At 51.2% G+C, this 19,069-nt stretch carries 15 protein-coding genes and 6 pseudogenes; 14 read left to right on the top strand and 7 right to left on the bottom strand.

The annotated features are described in order from the left end of the window. The first annotated feature begins 126 nt into the window (after positions 1–126). From pyrG to queE, 8 genes and pseudogenes are all read left to right on the top strand, one after another. Positions 127–1,764 carry a glutamine hydrolyzing CTP synthase gene (gene pyrG / locus ACQGXV_RS05495; RefSeq protein WP_440865564.1) on the top strand — a complete coding sequence of 546 codons (1,638 nt, stop codon included), beginning with the start codon at positions 127–129 and terminating at the stop codon, positions 1,762–1,764. Positions 1,765–1,844: 80 nt separating this feature from the next. Then, on the top strand, positions 1,845–3,146 hold the full coding sequence (gene eno / locus ACQGXV_RS05490; protein ID WP_440865563.1) for a phosphopyruvate hydratase: 1,302 nt from the start codon (positions 1,845–1,847) through the stop codon (positions 3,144–3,146). A 365-nt stretch (positions 3,147–3,511) separates the two neighbouring features. Then, a complete protein-coding gene (locus ACQGXV_RS05485) occupies positions 3,512–3,793 on the top strand; it encodes an IS630 transposase-related protein (protein WP_440865561.1) in 282 nt (93 codons plus the stop codon). A 35-nt stretch (positions 3,794–3,828) separates the two neighbouring features. Beyond that, on the top strand, positions 3,829–4,803 hold the full coding sequence (locus ACQGXV_RS05480) for an IS30 family transposase (protein ID WP_440862690.1): 975 nt from the start codon (positions 3,829–3,831) through the stop codon (positions 4,801–4,803). Positions 4,804–4,815: 12 nt separating this feature from the next. Continuing rightward, entirely contained in the window at positions 4,816–4,983 is a 168-nt protein-coding gene (locus tag ACQGXV_RS05475) for a hypothetical protein (RefSeq protein ID WP_440865560.1), read from the top strand. After that, entirely contained in the window at positions 4,907–5,440 is a 534-nt protein-coding gene (locus ACQGXV_RS05470) for an IS630 family transposase (RefSeq protein ID WP_440867269.1), read from the top strand. Before ACQGXV_RS05475 ends, ACQGXV_RS05470 begins: the two co-directional genes overlap by 77 nt. A 23-nt stretch (positions 5,441–5,463) precedes the next feature. Further along, positions 5,464–6,309 (top strand): annotated as a pseudogene (locus tag ACQGXV_RS05465) (IS256 family transposase); the annotation flags it as partial. Between the two features lie 131 nt (positions 6,310–6,440). Next, complete coding sequence (gene queE / locus ACQGXV_RS05460) at positions 6,441–7,112, top strand: 7-carboxy-7-deazaguanine synthase QueE (protein ID WP_440865559.1); 672 nt, start codon at positions 6,441–6,443, stop codon at positions 7,110–7,112. 16 nt (positions 7,113–7,128) lie between these two features. Here queE and queD read toward each other — a convergent pair whose 3' ends face one another. Continuing rightward, positions 7,129–7,491, bottom strand: a complete 363-nt coding sequence (gene queD / locus ACQGXV_RS05455) for a 6-carboxytetrahydropterin synthase QueD (RefSeq protein ID WP_440865558.1) — start codon at positions 7,489–7,491, stop codon at positions 7,129–7,131. 166 nt (positions 7,492–7,657) lie between these two features. On the opposite strand from queD, the gene ACQGXV_RS05450 reads away from it, so the two are divergent. The 5 genes from ACQGXV_RS05450 to cysH all read left to right on the top strand — a co-directional run bounded on the left by ACQGXV_RS05450 (position 7,658) and on the right by cysH (position 13,302). Then, the gene (locus ACQGXV_RS05450) at positions 7,658–8,365 is read left to right on the top strand and encodes an IS630 family transposase (RefSeq protein WP_440865557.1); all 708 of its coding nucleotides are present in this window, start codon (positions 7,658–7,660) and stop codon (positions 8,363–8,365) included. A gap of 183 nt (positions 8,366–8,548) precedes the next feature. Further along, positions 8,549–8,677, top strand: coding sequence for a transposase (locus tag ACQGXV_RS05445; RefSeq protein ID WP_440862618.1), 129 nt, complete (start codon positions 8,549–8,551; stop codon positions 8,675–8,677). A gap of 324 nt (positions 8,678–9,001) precedes the next feature. Then, positions 9,002–10,807: an NADPH-dependent assimilatory sulfite reductase flavoprotein subunit gene (cysJ, locus tag ACQGXV_RS05440; RefSeq protein ID WP_440865556.1), complete on the top strand. Its 1,806-nt coding sequence runs from the start codon at positions 9,002–9,004 to the stop codon at positions 10,805–10,807. Positions 10,808–10,839: 32 nt separating this feature from the next. Further along, a complete protein-coding gene (gene cysI / locus ACQGXV_RS05435; protein WP_440867268.1) occupies positions 10,840–12,555 on the top strand; it encodes an assimilatory sulfite reductase (NADPH) hemoprotein subunit in 1,716 nt (571 codons plus the stop codon). Between the two features lie 12 nt (positions 12,556–12,567). Beyond that, positions 12,568–13,302: a phosphoadenosine phosphosulfate reductase gene (gene cysH / locus ACQGXV_RS05430; RefSeq protein WP_440867267.1), complete on the top strand. Its 735-nt coding sequence runs from the start codon at positions 12,568–12,570 to the stop codon at positions 13,300–13,302. A gap of 324 nt (positions 13,303–13,626) precedes the next feature. On the opposite strand, the gene ACQGXV_RS05425 is transcribed toward cysH, so the two are convergent. After that, positions 13,627–14,432, bottom strand: a protein-coding gene (locus ACQGXV_RS05425; RefSeq protein WP_440865554.1) for an IS5 family transposase whose coding sequence is annotated in 2 segments (ribosomal slippage) — positions 13,627–14,079 and positions 14,082–14,432 — 804 coding nt in all. Because the reading frame shifts where the segments join, the coding sequence is not laid out codon by codon here. 57 nt (positions 14,433–14,489) lie between these two features. Here ACQGXV_RS05425 and ACQGXV_RS05420 point away from each other — a divergent pair. After that, positions 14,490–15,705, top strand: a pseudogene (locus ACQGXV_RS05420) (IS3 family transposase); the annotation flags it as partial. A 266-nt stretch (positions 15,706–15,971) separates the two neighbouring features. Here ACQGXV_RS05420 and ACQGXV_RS05415 read toward each other — a convergent pair. The 5 genes and pseudogenes from ACQGXV_RS05415 to ACQGXV_RS05395 all read right to left on the bottom strand — a co-directional run. Next, positions 15,972–17,187: pseudogene (locus tag ACQGXV_RS05415) on the bottom strand (IS91 family transposase). Beyond that, positions 17,171–17,275 (bottom strand): annotated as a pseudogene (locus tag ACQGXV_RS05410) (hypothetical protein); the annotation flags it as partial. The pseudogenes ACQGXV_RS05410 and ACQGXV_RS05415, both read right to left, overlap by 17 nt. Before the next feature lie 58 nt (positions 17,276–17,333). Next, complete coding sequence (locus ACQGXV_RS05405) at positions 17,334–17,558, bottom strand: hypothetical protein (RefSeq protein WP_440865552.1); 225 nt, start codon at positions 17,556–17,558, stop codon at positions 17,334–17,336. Continuing rightward, positions 17,536–17,736 (bottom strand): annotated as a pseudogene (locus tag ACQGXV_RS05400) (transposase); the annotation flags it as partial. The gene ACQGXV_RS05405 and the pseudogene ACQGXV_RS05400, both read right to left, overlap by 23 nt. A 186-nt stretch (positions 17,737–17,922) precedes the next feature. Beyond that, positions 17,923–19,017, bottom strand: a pseudogene (locus ACQGXV_RS05395) (IS256 family transposase); the annotation flags it as partial. Positions 19,018–19,069: the final 52 nt, after the last annotated feature.

The following is a 19,069-nucleotide window of genomic DNA, read 5'->3' as shown; positions in this document are numbered from 1 at the left end:
GTTTAGTCGCGACCTTACGATCGCCACAATGATGAAAAGCAACATTTGTAGCCTTCATCAGGTTCAGGTATACTACTTTCCCGTCTTGGTACTCCATCGTTATAAACCTAAACTCTCAGGTTCAGCATGACAACTAATTATATTTTTGTGACCGGCGGGGTCGTATCCTCTCTGGGTAAAGGCATTGCCGCAGCCTCTCTGGCGGCTATTCTCGAAGCCCGTGGCCTCAACGTTACCATCATGAAACTGGACCCGTACATCAACGTGGATCCGGGCACGATGAGCCCGACGCAGCACGGTGAAGTGTTTGTCACCGAAGACGGCGCGGAAACCGATCTCGACTTAGGCCACTACGAGCGCTTTATTCGCACCAAAATGACGCGCCGCAACAACTTCACCACTGGCCGTATCTACTCCGATGTGCTGCGCAAAGAGCGTCGCGGCGACTATCTGGGGGCGACCATTCAGGTGATTCCGCACATCACCAATGCCATCAAAGAACGCATCATTGAAGGCGGCGAAGGCCATGACGTGGTGTTGGTGGAAATCGGCGGCACTGTTGGTGATATCGAATCTCTGCCGTTCCTTGAAGCGATTCGGCAGATGGCGGTGCAAGTCGGCCGTGAACATACCCTGTTTATGCACCTGACGCTGGTGCCATACCTGGCGGCAGCGGGCGAAGTGAAAACCAAGCCGACTCAGCACTCGGTAAAAGAGCTGCTTTCTATCGGTATTCAGCCGGACGTGCTGATTTGCCGTTCTGACCGCACCGTACCTGCCAACGAGCGTGCGAAGATTGCTTTATTCTGTAATGTGCCGGAAAAAGCAGTAATCTCCTTAAAAGATATTGATTCGATTTATAAAATCCCGGCGCTCTTGAAATCGCAGGGACTAGACGATTATATTTGTAAACGATTCAGCTTGAATTGCGCCGAGGCAGACCTGTCCGAATGGGAACAGGTTGTCTATCAGGAAGCCAATCCGGGTGGCGAAGTTACCATCGGCATGGTGGGTAAATATGTCGCACTGCCAGATGCCTACAAATCGGTGATCGAAGCCCTGAAGCACGGCGGGTTGAAAAATCGCCTGACCGTCAACATCAAGCTGATCGATTCGCAGGATGTAGAAACGCGCGGCGTTGAAGTTCTCAAAGATCTTGATGCTATCTTGATCCCAGGGGGGTTCGGCTACCGGGGTGTTGAGGGTAAAATCATGGCGGCGCGTTATGCCCGTGAGAATAACATCCCTTATCTGGGCATTTGCCTGGGAATGCAGGTCGCATTGATGGAATTTGCCCGTAACGTTGTGGGCATGGAAGCGGCAAACTCAACGGAATTTGTGCCAGACTGTAAGTACCCGGTCGTTGCGCTGATCACCGAATGGCGTGATGAAGAGGGTAACCTCGAAGTGCGTAGCGAAGAGAGCGATCTGGGTGGCTCCATGCGCGTGGGCGGGCAACCGTGCCACCTGGCGGAAGGCAGCCTGGTGCGCGGGATGTACGGTGAAGCGACCATTCTTGAACGTCACCGTCACCGCTATGAAGTGAACAACATGCTGTTGAAACAAATTGAAGCGGCGGGATTGCGTGTTGCTGGTCTCTCCGCCGACCGCAAGCTGGTGGAGATTGTTGAACTCCCTGAGCATCCGTGGTTCGTGGCCTGTCAGTTCCATCCGGAATTTACATCGACACCGCGGGATGGGCATCCCCTGTTTGCCGGTTTCGTTAAAGCCGCTGGCGCTTATCAAAAGCGTCAGGTGAAGTAAGGGTTTTTCAGCAACGCGCGGTCCAGTACCGCGCGTTGTTCGTCTAAGGTTTTAGTTTAACTTGTACTGAGGAAAATCTAATGTCCAAAATCGTTAAAGTCATCGGCCGTGAAATCATCGACTCACGCGGAAACCCGACCGTTGAAGCAGAAGTTCACCTGGAAGGGGGCTTTGTAGGTCTGGCCGCTGCACCGTCAGGCGCATCTACTGGTTCTCGCGAAGCGCTGGAACTGCGTGATGGCGACAAATCCCGCTTCCTGGGCAAAGGCGTGACCAAGGCTGTTGGCGCGGTGAACGGCCCGCTGGCGCAGGCTATTCTGGGCAAAGATGCCAAAGATCAGGCTGCCATCGACCAGATCATGATCGACCTGGACGGTACTGACAACAAATCCAACTTTGGTGCTAACGCCATTCTGGCAGTGTCTCTGGCTAACGCCAAAGCAGCAGCTGCATCCAAAGGCCAACCGCTGTACGAACACATTGCTGAACTGAACGGCACCCCGGGCAAATTCTCTATGCCTTTGCCGATGATGAACATCATCAACGGTGGCGAACACGCTGACAACAACGTTGATATTCAAGAGTTCATGATTCAGCCGGTTGGCGCGAAAACTGTGAAAGAAGCGATCCGTATCGGTTCTGAAGTGTTCCATCACCTGGCGAAAGTGCTGAAAGGCAAAGGCCTGAACACTGCCGTTGGCGACGAAGGCGGCTACGCGCCGAACCTGGGTTCCAACGCAGAAGCATTGGCTGTTATCGCTGAATCGGTAAAAAATGCCGGTTATGTGCTGGGCAAAGACGTTACGCTGGCGATGGACTGTGCGGCTTCTGAGTTCTACAACAAAGAAACTGGAAACTACGAACTGAAAGGCGAAGGCAAAACCTTCACTTCTCAAGAGTTCACCCACTATCTGGAAGGCCTGACCAAAGAATACCCGATCGTTTCTATCGAAGACGGTCTGGATGAATCTGATTGGGACGGTTTTGCTTACCAGACCAAAGTGCTGGGCGACAAAATCCAGCTGGTGGGCGACGACCTGTTCGTTACCAACACCAAGATCCTGAAAGAAGGCATTGAGAAAGGCATCGCTAACTCCATCCTGATCAAATTCAACCAGATCGGCTCTCTGTCCGAAACCCTGGCTGCTATCAAGATGGCGAAAGATGCGGGCTACACTGCCGTTATCTCTCACCGTTCTGGCGAAACCGAAGACGCTACTATCGCCGATCTGGCGGTAGGTACTGCTGCTGGTCAGATCAAAACCGGTTCCATGAGCCGTTCTGACCGTGTTGCCAAGTACAACCAACTGATCCGTATCGAAGAAGCACTGGCTGGCCGCGCTGCATTCAACGGTCTGAAAGAAGTGAAAGGCCAGGCGTAATCGCCTGTCTGCTGCCGGGCCTTTTCGCCCTGCTATCGAAGCCCGGAAACGCGTAAGCGTCTCCGGGTTTTTTATTTTTGTTCCCTGATTATCCCTTTCACGTCCGTATCCCCCTCCACTCCTGTGCTTACCACCCTGCGATCGCTATAAACGAACCACCGGTTCCATTGGTTTAAAATGGCTTTTTATAAAAGCCTTGAGGTCGATCGTCGCGTTCTTCCCTGGGATGCCAATCCCGTTCGGGGCGTGGCAACGGTGCAAAGGTTTTCCCAACGTCCCGGCAGTAGTTTAGCTATCACGGCAGTAAAGGGTTTGTACCCTGCCGCATTATAGCTAAACGACTTAATTTTGATTACATTATTTAAATGAGCTATTCAATTGATTTTAGACGTAAAGTGATATCTACACGGAAAAACGAAGGGTTGAGTATCCGAGAAACAGCGAAGCAATTTCGGATTGGCCCTGCCTCTGTATCGCGTTGGATTAATCAAATAGAGTCAAAAGCATCGACCACGCGTCAGCGAAAGATCGATAAATCCGAGTTGATAAAAGATGTTGAACAATATCCAGATGCTTACCAAAAAGAACGTGCAGCCCCATTCCCAGTCGAAATGCAACAAAGTGACCCACTGGCCAGAGTCGGATAAAATCACCGTTCTGGCCCTACTGGAGATCCCGTTGCATGCAGGGAAAACATCTGACTCACAAAGAACGGTTCTACATCGAAAAGCGGCGTGGTGATGGGGTTAACCAGGCCACCATCGCCCGGGAACTGGAGCTTCCTCGTTCTACCATCAGCAGGGAACTCAGACGCAATACCGACGCCGCTTTCAACGGGGTCTATTCCTGCAGAAGGGCCGAAACGTTGGCCAGAGGGCGGCGGCAGAAAACACGGCCGGACAGCGTGATTAACCAGCTTGAACCGCACATTCAGGACTTTATCAGAACGGCGCTGTCTACCCACACCTCACCTGAGGTCATCAGTGGGCGCCTGGTCCTGGAATTTGGCCTGTCCGTCAGCAAGAACTCGCTCTATCGCTATATCCAGCAGGAGCGCCGGGCCGGCGGTGAGCTGTATCAGCAGCTCCCTCATCGGGGTAAACGGTATAACTATCAGACCGATGAGAACAAACGCGGTCCTATTCCCAACCGTGTTGGCATTGAGCAGCGGCCGGCCGTTGCTGACCTCAAGCAGGAACCCGGGCATTTCGAGATTGACACCATCTTTGGCAAAGATCAGAAATCATTCCTGCTGACGGTGGTCGATAAAGCCGTCAAGCTGGTCATCATTCGCAAACTGCCCAACAAGCGAGCAGAGACAGTGGTAGCGGCCTTCAGGGACATCGTTGCCAATACCTTCTGCGAGTTTAAAACCCTGACTGCTGACAACGGTTCTGAATTTTCCCAGCACGGGGAAATTACAAAAGTCACGGGGGCACCGGTCTACTTTGCCCGGCCATATCATTCCTGGGAACGCGGGTTGAATGAGCATACCAACGGGCTGATACGGCGTTTTTACCCGAAGGGAACGGACTTCAATTATGTCACCCATCGCAAGGTTGCAGCACTCGAACACCTGCTCAATACGCGAGGCAGAAAATCGCTGGGTTATCGTTCTCCAAATGAGGTATTTTTAACGCACTTACAGGCGGCATAATGCCCTACCGTTTTGTTGCGTTTCGACTGGGAATGGGGCGCAGAGCGTTTTGGCGTTTGTCAGAAGGCCATTTGGCAAGCGCTTAAAAAGCTGGGATTGACCTATAAAAAAAACTCTACGTCATCCGAAAGCCGACGAAAACGCCCGGCAGGGATTTCAACAAAAAAAACAACAGTATGAAAAAGAAGGTAAACCTATTGTTTTTATTGATGAAAGTGGTTTTTCACACGATGCCCCACGGACTCACGGCTATTCCCCAAAAGGTCAACGGTGTTTTGGCCTGAAGAACTGGGGAGCTAGGGGAAGAACAAATGTTATCGGCGCTTTATTAGGCACAACGCTGTTTGCTATCGGATTATTTGATATCAATATTAACAGAGATGTTTTCTATGCCTGGGTCACACAAGTCCTTATCCCAGTACTCCCTAAAAACAGTGTAATCATGATGGACAATGCCACTTTTCACAAAAAACATAATATTCAACAAGTCATCATCGATGCAGGGTATATGGTGGAGTATTTGCCTACATATTCGCCAGATCTTAACCCAATTGAGCATAAATGGGCACAAGCAAAAAGCAAAAAAAGAGAGATGGGTTGCGATACAGAGAGTTTGTTCTCAGTCCATATGGTGTAATCAAAATTAAGTCGCTTGGCTATATTCAGGCACACTTTAAAGAAGTCTACGGGGTCGATGTTTCCGCTGGCTTCATTTCTCAAGTGACCAATGCTGTGATGGATGAAGTTAAGCGCTGGCAGCAACGGCCGCTGGATGCGCTTTATCCCATTGTTTACCTTGACTGTATTGTTGTCAAAAGCCAGGACGGCGGAGCCGTGGCCAACAAGTCTGTTTATCTGGCCCTCGGCGTCAACGGCCAGGGCGAAAAAGAGCTGCTGGGGCTATGGATAGCCAAAACTGAGGGGGCCAAGTTCTGGTTATCTGTGATGACAGAACTGAAAAATCGTGGGCTAAAGGACATCTTCGTCGCCTGCTGCGATGGCCTGAAAGGCTTTCCTGATGCCATTGAAGCTGTTTACCCGCATACGCGGGTACAGCTCTGCATTGTGCATCAGGTGCGGAACTCGCTGCGCTACGTCGGCTGGAAAGAGAGTAAGGCCGTTGCTGCTGACCTGCGCACCATCTATAGTTCCGCAACGCTAGAGGGCGCTGAAGAGGCCCTGGATGCCTTCGCGGCCAAATGGGATGAGCAGTTCCCGACGATCAGCCCGTCGTGGAGAAATAATTGGGAACGTCTCATCGTCATTTTTGACTTTCCGCCGGAGATCCGCAAGGTTATCTACACCACCAACGCGATAGAGTCGTTAAATGCTTCATTGCGCAAGATAACGAAAACGCGACGAATATTTCCAACGGATGACTCGGTGATAAAATTACTCTATCTAGCCTTGCATAATATCTCTGCTAAATGGACCTTGCCAATCAGAGACTGGAAACCGGCTATGAGCCAATTCATGTTGATGTATGGAGAACGAATCTCCGGTTAAGCAATGGAGCCATTTACACAAAATTCTTTACAGACTCCAATGTGGGGTTTGGCGCACCGCAGGCAATCTGCGATAATGGGGGGTTACCAGCCTGACCGGGCTGGCACCCGATAGTTAAGTGATAGGATGTTATGCTGTACCCGGTAAATGAGATGTTTCAAACCCTGCAAGGCGAAGGTTTTTTTACCGGCGTCCCGGCGATTTTTGTACGCCTGCAAGGGTGTCCGGTAGGTTGCAGTTGGTGCGATACCAAACACACCTGGGATAAATTTGCTGAGCGTGAAACCACTCTGGAGCATATTCTGGTAAAGACGCAGGAGAGCGATGCCTGGGCACCCGCCAGCCCGGAAGCGATTCTGGCGCGCATCCAGCAAGAGGGGTATAGCGCCAAGCATATTGTTATCACGGGGGGAGAGCCTTGTATCCACGATTTGACATCGCTGACCGCCTATCTCGAGCAAAATGGCTATCGCTGCCAGATAGAAACCAGCGGCACCCATGAGGTGCGCTGTTCGCCGCAAACTTGGGTCACGGTCTCACCCAAAGTGAATATGCGTGGTGGCATGGTGGTGCTCGCTCAGGCATTAGTACGCGCTGATGAAATCAAGCATCCGGTGGCGCGAGAGAAAGACATTGAGGCGTTGGATGCCCTGCTGGCACGCTTACACGATGACAAAGCACGGATTATCGCTTTGCAGCCCATCAGCCAGAAAGATGCGGCGACCAAACTCTGCATCGAAACCTGCATCGCACGTAACTGGCGTCTGTCGATGCAGACGCACAAATATCTGAATATCGCCTGATAGCAGGTTGATCCTTTTACTCCCCGCGATAAACGCAGCCCGCCGTGCAGGTTTCTTTCACCATGACGGCGCTCAGCAGAGGCAATGCGGGTTTTAACTGCTGCCAGATCCAGTGTGCCAGCACCTCGCTGGTGGGGTTTTCCAAGCCGGGGATTTCATTGAGGTAGTGGTGATCCAACTGCTGCCAGACCGGATTGAATACCGCTTTCAAGTCTGCGAAATCCATCACCCAGCCGGTATGCGGGTCGACTTCACCGGTGATCTCCAGTCTCACCATAAAGGAATGCCCGTGCAAACGGCCACATTTATGCCCTTCCGGCACGTGCGGCAGGTGGTGGGCGGCTTCAAACTGAAAATCTTTAAATAGGGTAGTGACCATAACAACGTTCCTTAAGGGATAACCGAGCGTAAACAAAAGCCGTCGCATACTACCGGAAAGTCTTCCTTGAAGCACGTTTGGTCGAAGAATAATCTGATTGTTCGGGGGAGGACCCGATCGGGCGACCTATATAGCTAAACGACTTAATTTTGATTACATTATTTAAATGAGCTATTCAATTGATTTTAGACGTAAAGTGATATCTACACGGAAAAACGAAGGGTTGAGTATCCGAGAAACAGCGAAGCAATTTCGGATTGGCCCTGCCTCTGTATCGCGTTGGATTAATCAAATAGAGTCAAAAGCATCGACCACGCGTCAGCGAAAGATCGATAAATCCGAGTTGATAAAAGATGTTGAACAATATCCAGATGCTTACCAAAAAGAACGTGCAGAGCGTTTTGGCGTTTGTCAGAAGGCCATTTGGCAAGCGCTTAAAAAGCTGGGATTGACCTATAAAAAAACTCTACGTCATCCGAAAGCCGACGAAAACGCCCGGCAGGGATTTCAACAAAAAAAACAACAGTATGAAAAAGAAGGTAAACCTATTGTTTTTATTGATGAAAGTGGTTTTTCACACGATGCCCCACGGACTCACGGCTATTCCCCAAAAGGTCAACGGTGTTTTGGCCTGAAGAACTGGGGAGCTAGGGGAAGAACAAATGTTATCGGCGCTTTATTAGGCACAACGCTGTTTGCTATCGGATTATTTGATATCAATATTAACAGCGATGTTTTCTATGCCTGGGTCACACAAGTCCTTATCCCAGTACTCCCTAAAAACAGTGTAATCATGATGGACAATGCCACTTTTCACAAAAAACATAATATTCAACAAGTCATCATCGATGCAGGGTATATGGGGCTTTGTTGAATAATTTAAGATACTGATTTATATAAGCATTATAAAATTTCAACGACTAATTTTTCCTCTCGGAATGCTTTTTATTGTGCTAACTATTTGATTTGTCGTTCTAACAAAATACATTCTCTGTAAATGCATTCTAACTAAAGAAGATGTAAATCAAACGGTTAAATTATTCAACAAAGCCGGTATATGGTGGAGTATTTGCCTACATATTCGCCAGATCTTAACCCAATTGAGCATAAATGGGCACAAGCAAAAAGCAAAAAAAGAGAGATGGGTTGCGATACAGAGAGTTTGTTCTCAGTCCATATGGTGTAATCAAAATTAAGTCGCTTGGCTATAGCGTTTTAAGCGTTAAGGATTATCAGAAAAACCATTTAGGCATTTTGGTTATTAAATATTGCCATCGCGTCTTTAATTGTTGCGCGTTGGATAGGTAACCTTATATTCCATACAACTTTGTATTACAGAAATATCGCTATACCCTAAATAATTCGAGTTGCAGGAAGGCGGCAAGGGAGAAAATCCCGATGAGCTTACATAAGTAAGTGATTCGGGTGAACGAGTGCAGCCAACGCACCAGCAACTTGAAGTATGACGGGTATATATGGCGGGACGACTTACAAGGACACTGAAATCACGATGACCACTCCGGTTTCGTTGCTGCCGCTTAGTGCTGAGCAGCTCGCGCGTTTGCAAAGCGCCACGGGGGATTTCTCTCCAGCGCAGTTGGCCTGGCTGTCAGGCTATTTTTGGGGCGTCGCGCAGGGCAATGAGGCTCAGAGCGGTGCCGTGTCGCTCCCGGCCAGTGTCGCTGCGCCAGCCCAAAGCATTACCCTTATCTCCGCATCGCAAACGGGCAATGCCCGCCGTGTGGCGGAACAATTGCGTGACGATTTGCTGGCTGCCAAGCTCGCAGTGACGTTGTTGAATGCAGGCGATTATAAATTTAAGCAAATCGCGCAGGAAACGCTGCTGCTGGTGGTGACCTCTACGCAAGGGGAGGGGGAACCGCCAGAAGAGGCCGTGGCGCTGCATAAATTCCTGTTCTCTAAAAAGGTCCCCGCGCTAAAAACCACGTCGTTTGCAGTGTTCGGATTGGGTGATACCTCTTACGAATTCTTCTGTAAAGCGGGTAAAGATGTTGATGGCCGATTGGCTGAACTGGGGGCAGAGCGCCTGCTCGACCGCGTGGATGCTGATGTTGACTATCAGGCGGCCGCTGAGCAGTGGCGTCGCCAGATTGTTGATATCCTTCAGGCGCGCGTACCGGCACAAGGCGCGGCGACGGTTCAGGCGAGCGCCAGCGGAACCCGGGATGAGATTTCCAGCAGTCCGTACAGTAAAACCGCCCCTTACACGGCAAGTTTCGCCGTGAATCAGAAAATTACGGGGCGTTCATCCGATAAAGATGTGCGTCACATCGAGATCGACCTCGGGGATTCCGGTCTACGCTATCAGCCGGGTGATGCGCTCGGCGTGTGGTATCAAAACGATCCGGCGCTGGTGCAAGAGTTGCTGGAACTGCTGTGGCTGAAAGGGGATGAGCCTGTGACCGTGGCGGGTGATACACAGCCGTTGTCACAGGCGCTGCAACGCCATTTCGAACTGACGCAAAACACGGCGCCGCTGGTGGAGAAGTACGCCGCGTTATCACGTAACGAGACATTGTTGGGTTTGGTGGCCGAAAAACCTGCGCTGCAACAGTTTGCCCAGCGTACGCCGCTGGTGGATATGGTGCGTCAGGCACCGACGGAACTGACGCCAGAGCAACTGATTGGCTGGTTACGCCCGTTGACGCCGCGCCTCTATTCCATTGCCTCTTCTCAGGCTGACGCCGAAAGCGAAGTGCATATTACCGTTGGTGTGGTGCGCTACGACTATGAGGGGCGTGCGCGAACCGGTGGTGCATCAGGTTATTTGGCGGATCGTTTGAGTGAAGACGATGAGATTCGGGTCTTTATTGAACATAACGATCACTTCCGCCTGCCTGCCGATCCCTCTACGCCCGTCATCATGATTGGGCCTGGCACCGGTATCGCTCCGTTCCGTGCCTTTATGCAACAGCGTGAAGCGGACGGTGCTGCAGGTAAAAATTGGCTGTTTTTCGGCAACCCGCACTTTACCGAAGATTTTCTCTATCAGGTGGAATGGCAGCGCTACGTGAAAGACGGGCTGCTGACGCATATCGATCTGGCCTGGTCGCGCGATCAGGCACACAAAATCTATGTGCAGGACAAACTGCGCGAGAAAGGTGAACACGTGTGGCGCTGGATCCAGGATGGCGCACATCTTTACGTGTGTGGCGATGCCAACCGCATGGCAAAAGATGTGGAGCAGGCGCTGTTGGATATTATCGTTACCCACGGCGGTCTGGATGCAGAACAGGCCGATGAATTTTTAAGCGAACTGCGCCTTGAGCGGCGTTATCAGCGCGATGTGTACTAGCGAGATCACTATCCATGAGCGAAAAATTACCAATCGATGAACGCTATCCCGGCCCGTTAGTGGTAGAAGGGAAACTCGCTGATGCGGAGCGCCTAAAGCGGGAGAGTAACTACCTGCGCGGCACCATTGCTGAAGATTTGCAGGAAGGGCTGACGGGCGGTTTTAACGGCGACAACTTTTTGCTGATCCGTTTTCACGGCATGTATCAGCAGTATGACCGCGATATTAGCGCTGAGCGTGCCGAGCAAAAGCTGGAGCCACGTCATGCCATGATGCTGCGCTGCCGCTTGCCCGGCGGCGTGATGACGCCGGAGCAGTGGTTAGGGATCGATAAATTTGCTGCTGAGAGCACGCTCTATGGCAGCATCCGTATTACCAACCGCCAAACCTTCCAGTTTCACGGTATCCTCAAGCCGAACGTGAAACCGGCGCACCAGTTGCTGAACCATCTGGGGCTGGATGCGCTGGCGACCGCCAACGATGTGAACCGTAACGTGCTTTGTACGTCTAACCCGGTGGAATCCGAGTTACATCAGCAAGCCTATGACTGGGCGAAGAAGATCTCCGAGCACCTGCTGCCGCGTACTCGCGCCTATGCCGAGATCTGGCTGGATCAGGAGAAAGTCGTTACGACCGATGAAGAGCCGATCCTCGGGGCGACCTATCTCCCGCGCAAGTTCAAAACTACGGTGGTGATCCCGCCGCAAAACGATGTGGATCTGCACGCCAACGATCTTAATTTTATTGCCATTGCTGATAATGGCCGTCTGGTCGGCTTCAACGTGCTGGTAGGCGGGGGGCTTTCTATCGCCCACGGCGATAAGGCAACCTATCCGCGCACGGCCAGTGAGCTGGGCTATATTCCGATTGAGCATACGCTGGCTGTGGCCGAAGCGGTGGTGACTACGCAACGTGATTGGGGTAACCGCACCAACCGCAAAAATGCCAAAACCAAATATACGCTGGAACGCGTTGGCGTTGACACTTTCAAACGCGAAGTGGAAAAGCGCGCAGGTGTGACTTTTGAATCGGTGCGCCCGTATGAATTCACTGGCCGTGGCGATCGCATTGGCTGGGTGAAAGGCATCGATAGCAAATGGCACCTGACGCTGTTTATCGAAAATGGTCGTATTCTCGATTACCCAGGACGTCCTCTGAAAACCGGGTTGGCCGAAATCGCCAAAATCCACAAAGGGGATTTCCGCCTGACGGCGAACCAAAACCTGATTGTGGCAGGCGTGAGTACACGCAATAAAGCGAAGATTGACGCGCTGGCACGCGAGCACGGTTTGATTGACGACAGTGTCAGCGAGCAGCGTAAAAACTCAATGGCTTGCGTATCCTTCCCAACCTGTCCGCTGGCGATGGCCGAAGCCGAGCGTTTTCTGCCGGAGTTTGTTACCGAGGTGGAAGGCATTATGCAGCGCCACGGTGTGTGCGACGAGCATATCGTTCTGCGGGTAACCGGCTGTCCGAACGGCTGTGGGCGCGCCATGCTGGCGGAAATTGGTCTGGTCGGCAAAGCCATTGGGCGCTATAACCTGCATCTGGGCGGTAACCGTGAAGGCACGCGCATTCCGCGCATGTACCGCGAAAATATCACGCAGGCGGAGATCCTGAGCGAACTGGATAGTTTGATTGGTCGTTGGGCGCTGGAACGCCAGCAGAGTGAAGGGTTCGGTGACTTCGCCATCCGTAGCGGCATTATCAAGCCGGTACTCGATCCGGCGCGCGATTTTTACGATTAACCGGGAGGCATGATGTCGGTATTCTCTCTTGAAGCGCTCAATGCGCTACCCAAACCGGAGCAGGCGCAAGCACTGGCTGAAACGAACGCCCAGTTGGAAACGCTCTCCGCCGAGGCGCGCGTAGCCTGGGCGCTGGAGCACTTGCCGGGAGAGTATGTGCTCTCTTCAAGTTTTGGCATTCAGGCGGCGGTAAGCCTGCATCTGGTCACGCAACTGCGCCCTGATATTCCGGTGATCCTGACCGATACCGGCTACCTGTTCCCAGAAACCTACCAGTTTATCGATGCGCTGGCCGAGCAGTTGAAACTTAATCTCAAGGTGTATCGCGCCGAGCACTCCCCGGCCTGGCAGGAGGCACGCTATGGCAAGCTGTGGGAACAGGGTGTTGAAGGCATTGAGTATTACAACCAGCTAAATAAAGTGGAACCGATGAACCGTGGGCTGAGTGAGCTTCGGGCGCAGACCTGGTTTGCCGGATTACGGCGCGAGCAGTCGGGCAGCCGTGGACATCTGCCGGTACTGGCTATCCAACGCGGCGTCTTCAAAGTGTTGCCGATCATTGATTGGTATAACAAGCAGGTGTATCAATACCTCAAGCAGCACGGCTTGTCTTATAATCCGCTGTGGGAGCAGGGTTACCTGTCCGTAGGGGATACGCATACCACGCGTAAATGGGAACCGGGAATGAGCGAAGAAGAAACGCGCTTCTTCGGTTTAAAACGGGAATGTGGGTTGCACGAGGGGTGAGTGACATCGTGCTGAAAGGGAAAAGGCCGTTGGTAAACGGCCTTTTTTTGCACCGCGCAGGCTCAGTAATCAGTAGTCCAGCACTGCCCACCAGAACACGCGGCCAATAATATCGCCGTCGCTGAGCGATTTCTCTTCGACAGGGTGTTTTGCACTGTTATATCTGCGGATGCTTACCGTGTTCGGTCCAACCTGATACTGTAGTGGCATACTGAATTTGGCCACCTAAGTAGAGGTGATATGCTTACCTCATAATTTTTATAGGTGCCAAAATGAGTAAAATAATTACTGCTGAATTTAAATGTGAAACCGCCAAATTAGAATCTATCCCAATAGGATTTTATTCCAGACAATGATGCCGCAGGTAAAATGCAGCATCGCCTCATAATTTTCGACTTTCTTCTCCCAGCGAGTCAGAACCCGACGAAAGCGATTCATCCAGCTGTGCGTTCTCTCCACTACCCAGCGGTGAGCTTTAAAATCCGTGTTTTTGATGGCTTCCGACTCCTCTTTCCTTGACTGGATATGAGGTTCGTAACGACGACTTTTCAGACAGGCCTCCAGCCATCCGGCTTCATAGCCTTTGTGCAGACAGAGGCGGAGCTTTCTGCCGGGTCTGCCCGTCTGAAGGGCGTCGAGAGTATCAGCAACCAGCTTTATGTCGTGGGTATTTGCCCCTGAGACAACCAGAGAGAGGGGAAGCCCGTTCGCATCGGTCATCAGGCTACGCTTTACACCCTGTTTCCCCCGGTCTGTGGGATTCCGTCCTGTTTTTTTGAGCCTGCCAGCGGTGACTTCGTCATACAACCATCCATCGACAGCCATGACCAGTCGATAGCATCCAGCTGCTCGCAGGCCAGCAACCCGTTCTGCCAGAACCGTTCAAAAACTCCTGCATCCCGCCACTCCTGGAAGCGGCGGTGAGCGGAGCTTGACGAGCATATCCCGGTGGCATTCAGGGCATTCCACTGGCAACCCGTTCTGAGCACAAAGAGAATGGCGTTCATTGCGGCACGATTATCAACCCGCCTGCGATGCGTACCCAGCGGATGGTGGGTTTTGTGTTCCGGGAGCAACGGAACCATTTTCCCCCAGAGTTCATCGCTGATCTGCCACTTATTGCTTGCCATACTGCCCTCAGAAATTGCCATTACTTATTAACTGACAATTCCTTTTGGGATAGGTTCTTAGTCCTTGACCAAAATTATACCTACCAGGAAGCCGCGAAAGCCATGAACGTCAGTCTTTCAGCGATTAGCCGGTGGGTAAGAGCCCTTCGTTTAGAACGTCAAGGGAAAACATCGCCTGGTCTGCCATTAACACCTGAACAAATTGAGTTCAGAGAAATGAAGAAAAAAAATCCACCGACTGGAAATGGAGAATGCCATCTTAAAAAAGGCTACTGCGCTCTTAATGTCCGACTCACTGAAAAATTCTCGGTAGTTGAAAAGCTAAGAGCGCTTTATCCAGTGAAAGCGTTGTGTCGTATTTTTAATGTTCACCGAAGCAGTTATCGCTATTGGTGTCGACCTAAGGAGCCAGATATTGAGCGGACGATAAAACGTAGCCTGGTCAGCGAAGCGTGGAACGTTAGTGGCGGGTCTGCGGGCGCAAGGACTATCGCCACGATGGTTATAGCCAAGCGACATTATTTTGATAACAGCCAGCTATGCTTCTTTGCCGCATATCAGGGCATAGGATGTAATCATTTTTAAGTCGGTTGGCTATACCAATACACACGACGTGAAACTTGGGCGGTGGTTAGCGGGTAAGTTGATGAAAGAATTAACCCTCGTTAGTTGCCAAACAAGAAAACATCAATACAACCGCTGTGGAAATGAACGTATTGATATTCCAAATCTGCTCAATAGGCAGTTCGCTGTTACCAAGCCTGACCAGGTTTGGTGCGGCGATGTAACCTATATTTGGACAGGCGACCGATGGGCGTATCTGGCGGTGGTATTAGATTTATTTGCCCGAAAACCCGTGGGTTGGGCAATGTCGTTTTCGCCAGATTCAGAATTAACAGCCAAAGCACTACAAATGGCTTGGGAACTGCGTGGGCATCCCAAACAAGTCATGTTTCATAGTGACCAAGGAAGCCATTACACCAGTCGTCAGTATAGGCAGGCATTGTGGCGTTATCAGATGAACCAAAGTATGAGTCGCAGAGGAAATTGTTGGGATAATAGTCCGATGGAGCGATTCTTCCGTAGTCTGAAGACTGAATGGGTGCCAACGACTGGCTACCAAAGCTTTAGTACTGCTCAATCATCCATTATTCGCTACATAACCCATTATTATAGCGATGTCAGACCTCACTGGTATAACGGTGGGTTAACACCAAATGAATCAGAACGGCTGTTCCATCAACAGTCAGGTAGGGTGGCCAAATTTAGTTGACCACTACACCCACACGTCAACCGTTCCCCACTGGGATTCCGGCGGAATGTTGGAGCGAGAATCGTAAGGTGCTACCGCAGGCGCACGCATGGGTTCATCACCATTTACGCCTAGGAATTTCAAACTTTTTGGGGCCCCTGATTTCGGGGGCTGGCAACGATGAAAACCGGCTTTTTTATCGTGAATGCCTCTGTGTTTGGGTGATTTTTGAACACATTGCGCGTTTTTTGATTACATCGCCGAATTCCAGGCAGAGTTTCCCCGCATTATCCAACGTAACGCATTCGCGCTATCTCCCCGGCGTTCGCGATTAGCTTCTCCAGGGCCGTTGCCGGCAGCGCCCGGCTGAACGCCATTTTTGCCCCGCACAGCAGGCAGGCAAACGGGTCTGTATTCAGTAATCCCTGACTCAGCGTTGTGTATGTCACTGGCGCTGCTTTTTTCACATTATCCTGCCCCAGGGCTTTTCTCACCAGAGGCAACAGTTTTCCCACTACGCGGTTAGCCAGAAAACCAAAGTAACGCACCATCCGGAAATGCTTCTCCGGTATATGCTTTATCAGCCGCAGTATCAGCTCACGCTGACCGAGCGCCAGGTCTTCATGCCTCCCCGTCCGGTGATCCAGAAAACGCAGGGTGATGCGGCTTCCCCCGTCGTAGTGTGCCAGTCGCGCACCCGACACAGGCAGTTTTTTCAGGTACCGGCCCAGGTACTTTGCTGTCTGCCGGGGATGTTTCGTCGGCTTCGCAAAATACACGTGCCAGTAAATCTCTCCCTGCTCATTTTTCCCCTTGCTGAGGATAAAGCGCTTCCATTCATCATAATCCCGGATGTGAGCCAGCTGCGGCGGCAGAACAAGAGACTCCCATGCAGACAGCAGATACTGGCGTACATTCCATACCCAGCGCGCCCTGACCTTCGGCAGGGCAAACGACAGTTTTTTCCAGGCACCGTGCTCATTTATGCCGCCGGAGGTCCACGACAGGTGAATATGGCAGTTCCAGTTAAGCTGGCGACCATACGTGTGAAGAGCGCCGAAAATACCGGTGGTCAGGCCCCGCTGCTCCGCAGCGTACAGCAGGTTGTACGCTGCGGAGCAGCGGGGCCATTCAGCAGCCAGCGGTTGGCTTCAAACAATGGCCACAGGGTATCCGGCATCGTGTGCCGTGCTGGCACGGCGTATCCGGCAGGCGGGCCATCATGGTGGCAATCCACAGGTCGGTGGCCTTTTTGCCGCAGGTCGGACATCCGCGTCCGTGGCAGCTCTGATGGATGTAACGGTGGTGAGTGCAGTCGGGGTTGCTGCAGCGAAATTCCCGGCTGCCCGTCAGTGGGGTGCCGCAGGCCAGCATCTTTGTGACAACCTCAATCTCTACAGGCCGGAGCGGGTATGTCTCCATGATGTCAGCCCATGCCCTGTTGCGCTGAAACAGCGTCTTCATGGGGCGGGTCTGTATGCCGGTATCATCCGTGCGGGTCATCGGAGAGCATCTCCGCTTCGGTTTCGTACAGGTCAAACCGGCGACAGGTATGGCAGAAGGCAACGTAGTGGTACGGAGAATCAGGGAATTCACTAAGCGTGTTGCTTAATAGTGAAATAAGGGTGTTTCGGTGATTGAAGTAAATTTTACGCTGTTCTGAGATGGAAATTCCAAAGACCGGCGCTAAGGAGTAAGAAGGTATCATCAATAAAGGGTCTACGATTCCGTAAAATTTGGGTCATGCAACCGAGGCGCTTGATACCCGCGATGGCGTGTTCAACTGTAATACGGATGCCCGAGATTATTTTATTGAGTCTGTAAAGAATTTTGTGTAAATGGCTCCATTGCTTAACCGGAGATTCGTTCTCCATACATCAACATGAATTGGCTCATAGCAGGTTTCCAGTCTCTGATTGGCAAGGTCCATTTAGCAGAGATATTATGCAAGGCTAGATAGAGTAATTTTATCACCGAGTCATCCGTTGGAAATATTCGTCGCGTTTTCGTTATCTTGCGCAATGAAGCATTTAACGACTCTATCGCGTTGGTGGGGCTTTGTTGAATAATTTAACCGTTTGATTTACATCTTCTTTAGTTAGAATGCATTTACAGAGAATGTATTTTGTTAGAACGACAAATCAAATAGTTAGCACAATAAAAAGCATTCCGAGAGGAAAAATTAGTCGTTGAAATTTTATAATGCTTATATAAATCAGTATCTTAAATTATTCAACAAAGCCCGTTGGTGGTGTAGATAACCTTGCGGATCTCCGGCGGAAAGTCAAAAATGACGATGAGACGTTCCCAATTATTTCTCCACGACGGGCTGATCGTCGGGAACTGCTCGTCCCATTTGTCCGCGAAGGCATCCAGGGCCTCTTCAGCGCCCTCTAGCGTTGCGGAACTATAGATGTGCGCAGGTCAGCAGCAACGGCCTTACGCTCTTTCCAGCCGACGTAGCGCAGCGAGTTCCGCACCTGATGCACAATGCAGAGCTGTACCCGCGTATGCGGGTAAACAGCTTCAATGGCATCAGGAAAGCCTTTCAGGCCATCGCAGCAGGCGACGAAGATGTCCTTTAGCCCACGATTTTTCAGTTCTGTCATCACAGATAACCAGAACTTGGCCCCCTCAGTTTTGGCTATCCATAGCCCCAGCAGCTCTTTTTCGCCCTGGCCGTTGACGCCGAGGGCCAGATAAACAGACTTGTTGGCCAAGGCTCCGCCGTCCTGGCTTTTGACAACAATAGAGTCAAGGTAAACAATGGGATAAAGCGCATCCAGCGGCCGTTGCTGCCAGCGCTTAACGTCATCCATCACAGCATTGGTCACTTGAGAAATGAAGCCAGCGGAAACATCGACCCCGTAGACTTCTTTAAAGTGTGCCTGAATATCACGGGTTGATAACCCTCTGGAATATAGAGAAATAATGCGGTCATCGAAGCCGTTAAGCTGTTTTTCGTGCTTACCGATCAGTGTCGGCTCGAAGGTACTGTTGCGGTCGCGCGGAATATCGAGCTCGATCTCCCCATTTTGGCTACGTACGCTCTTGGATGTCTTGCCATTGCGGGAGTTGCCTGAATGATTACCTGCCGGGTCATGCTTAGCATACCCAAGGTGCATCTCCATCTCAGCTTCAAGAACCCGTTCCGCCAGTCTTTTATAGCTAAGCGACATTATTTTGATAACAGCCAGCTATGCTTCTTTGCCACATATCAGGGCATCGGTTGTAATCATTTTTAAGTCGGTTGGCTATAGTCAGCACCTTGAGTAGGCCTGATTCACCCAGCAGATCCTGAGGGGAGTGACAATCTTGAAGCAGTTGGTCAATAAGTTCGTTGTAGTGGTTGAATAATCAGGAAACTAAACTTACATCCAAAACG

Origin of the sequence: Symbiopectobacterium purcellii, from assembly GCF_052050035.1 — a bacterium.
In the GTDB taxonomy this organism is placed as follows: domain Bacteria; phylum Pseudomonadota; class Gammaproteobacteria; order Enterobacterales; family Enterobacteriaceae; genus Symbiopectobacterium; species Symbiopectobacterium purcellii_A.
Note: the sequence above shows the minus strand (reverse complement) of the source record. Positions and strands in the feature narration are given on the sequence as shown.

Bases quoted from the DNA above. Each gene is read 5' to 3' on its own strand.
- cysJ (WP_440865556.1), top strand. From the start codon at position 9,002: ATGACCACTCCGGTTTCGTTGCTGCCGCTTAGTGCTGAGCAGCTCGCG.
- ACQGXV_RS05405 (WP_440865552.1), bottom strand. From the start codon at position 17,558: ATGGAGAACGAATCTCCGGTTAAGCAATGGAGCCATTTACACAAAATT.
- ACQGXV_RS05445 (WP_440862618.1), top strand. From the start codon at position 8,549: ATGGTGGAGTATTTGCCTACATATTCGCCAGATCTTAACCCAATTGAG.
- queE (WP_440865559.1), top strand. From the start codon at position 6,441: ATGCTGTACCCGGTAAATGAGATGTTTCAAACCCTGCAAGGCGAAGGT.
- queD (WP_440865558.1), bottom strand. From the start codon at position 7,491: ATGGTCACTACCCTATTTAAAGATTTTCAGTTTGAAGCCGCCCACCAC.
- eno (WP_440865563.1), top strand. From the start codon at position 1,845: ATGTCCAAAATCGTTAAAGTCATCGGCCGTGAAATCATCGACTCACGC.
- cysH (WP_440867267.1), top strand. From the start codon at position 12,568: ATGTCGGTATTCTCTCTTGAAGCGCTCAATGCGCTACCCAAACCGGAG.
- ACQGXV_RS05480 (WP_440862690.1), top strand. From the start codon at position 3,829: ATGCAGGGAAAACATCTGACTCACAAAGAACGGTTCTACATCGAAAAG.
- ACQGXV_RS05485 (WP_440865561.1), top strand. From the start codon at position 3,512: ATGAGCTATTCAATTGATTTTAGACGTAAAGTGATATCTACACGGAAA.
- ACQGXV_RS05450 (WP_440865557.1), top strand. From the start codon at position 7,658: ATGAGCTATTCAATTGATTTTAGACGTAAAGTGATATCTACACGGAAA.
- pyrG (WP_440865564.1), top strand. From the start codon at position 127: ATGACAACTAATTATATTTTTGTGACCGGCGGGGTCGTATCCTCTCTG.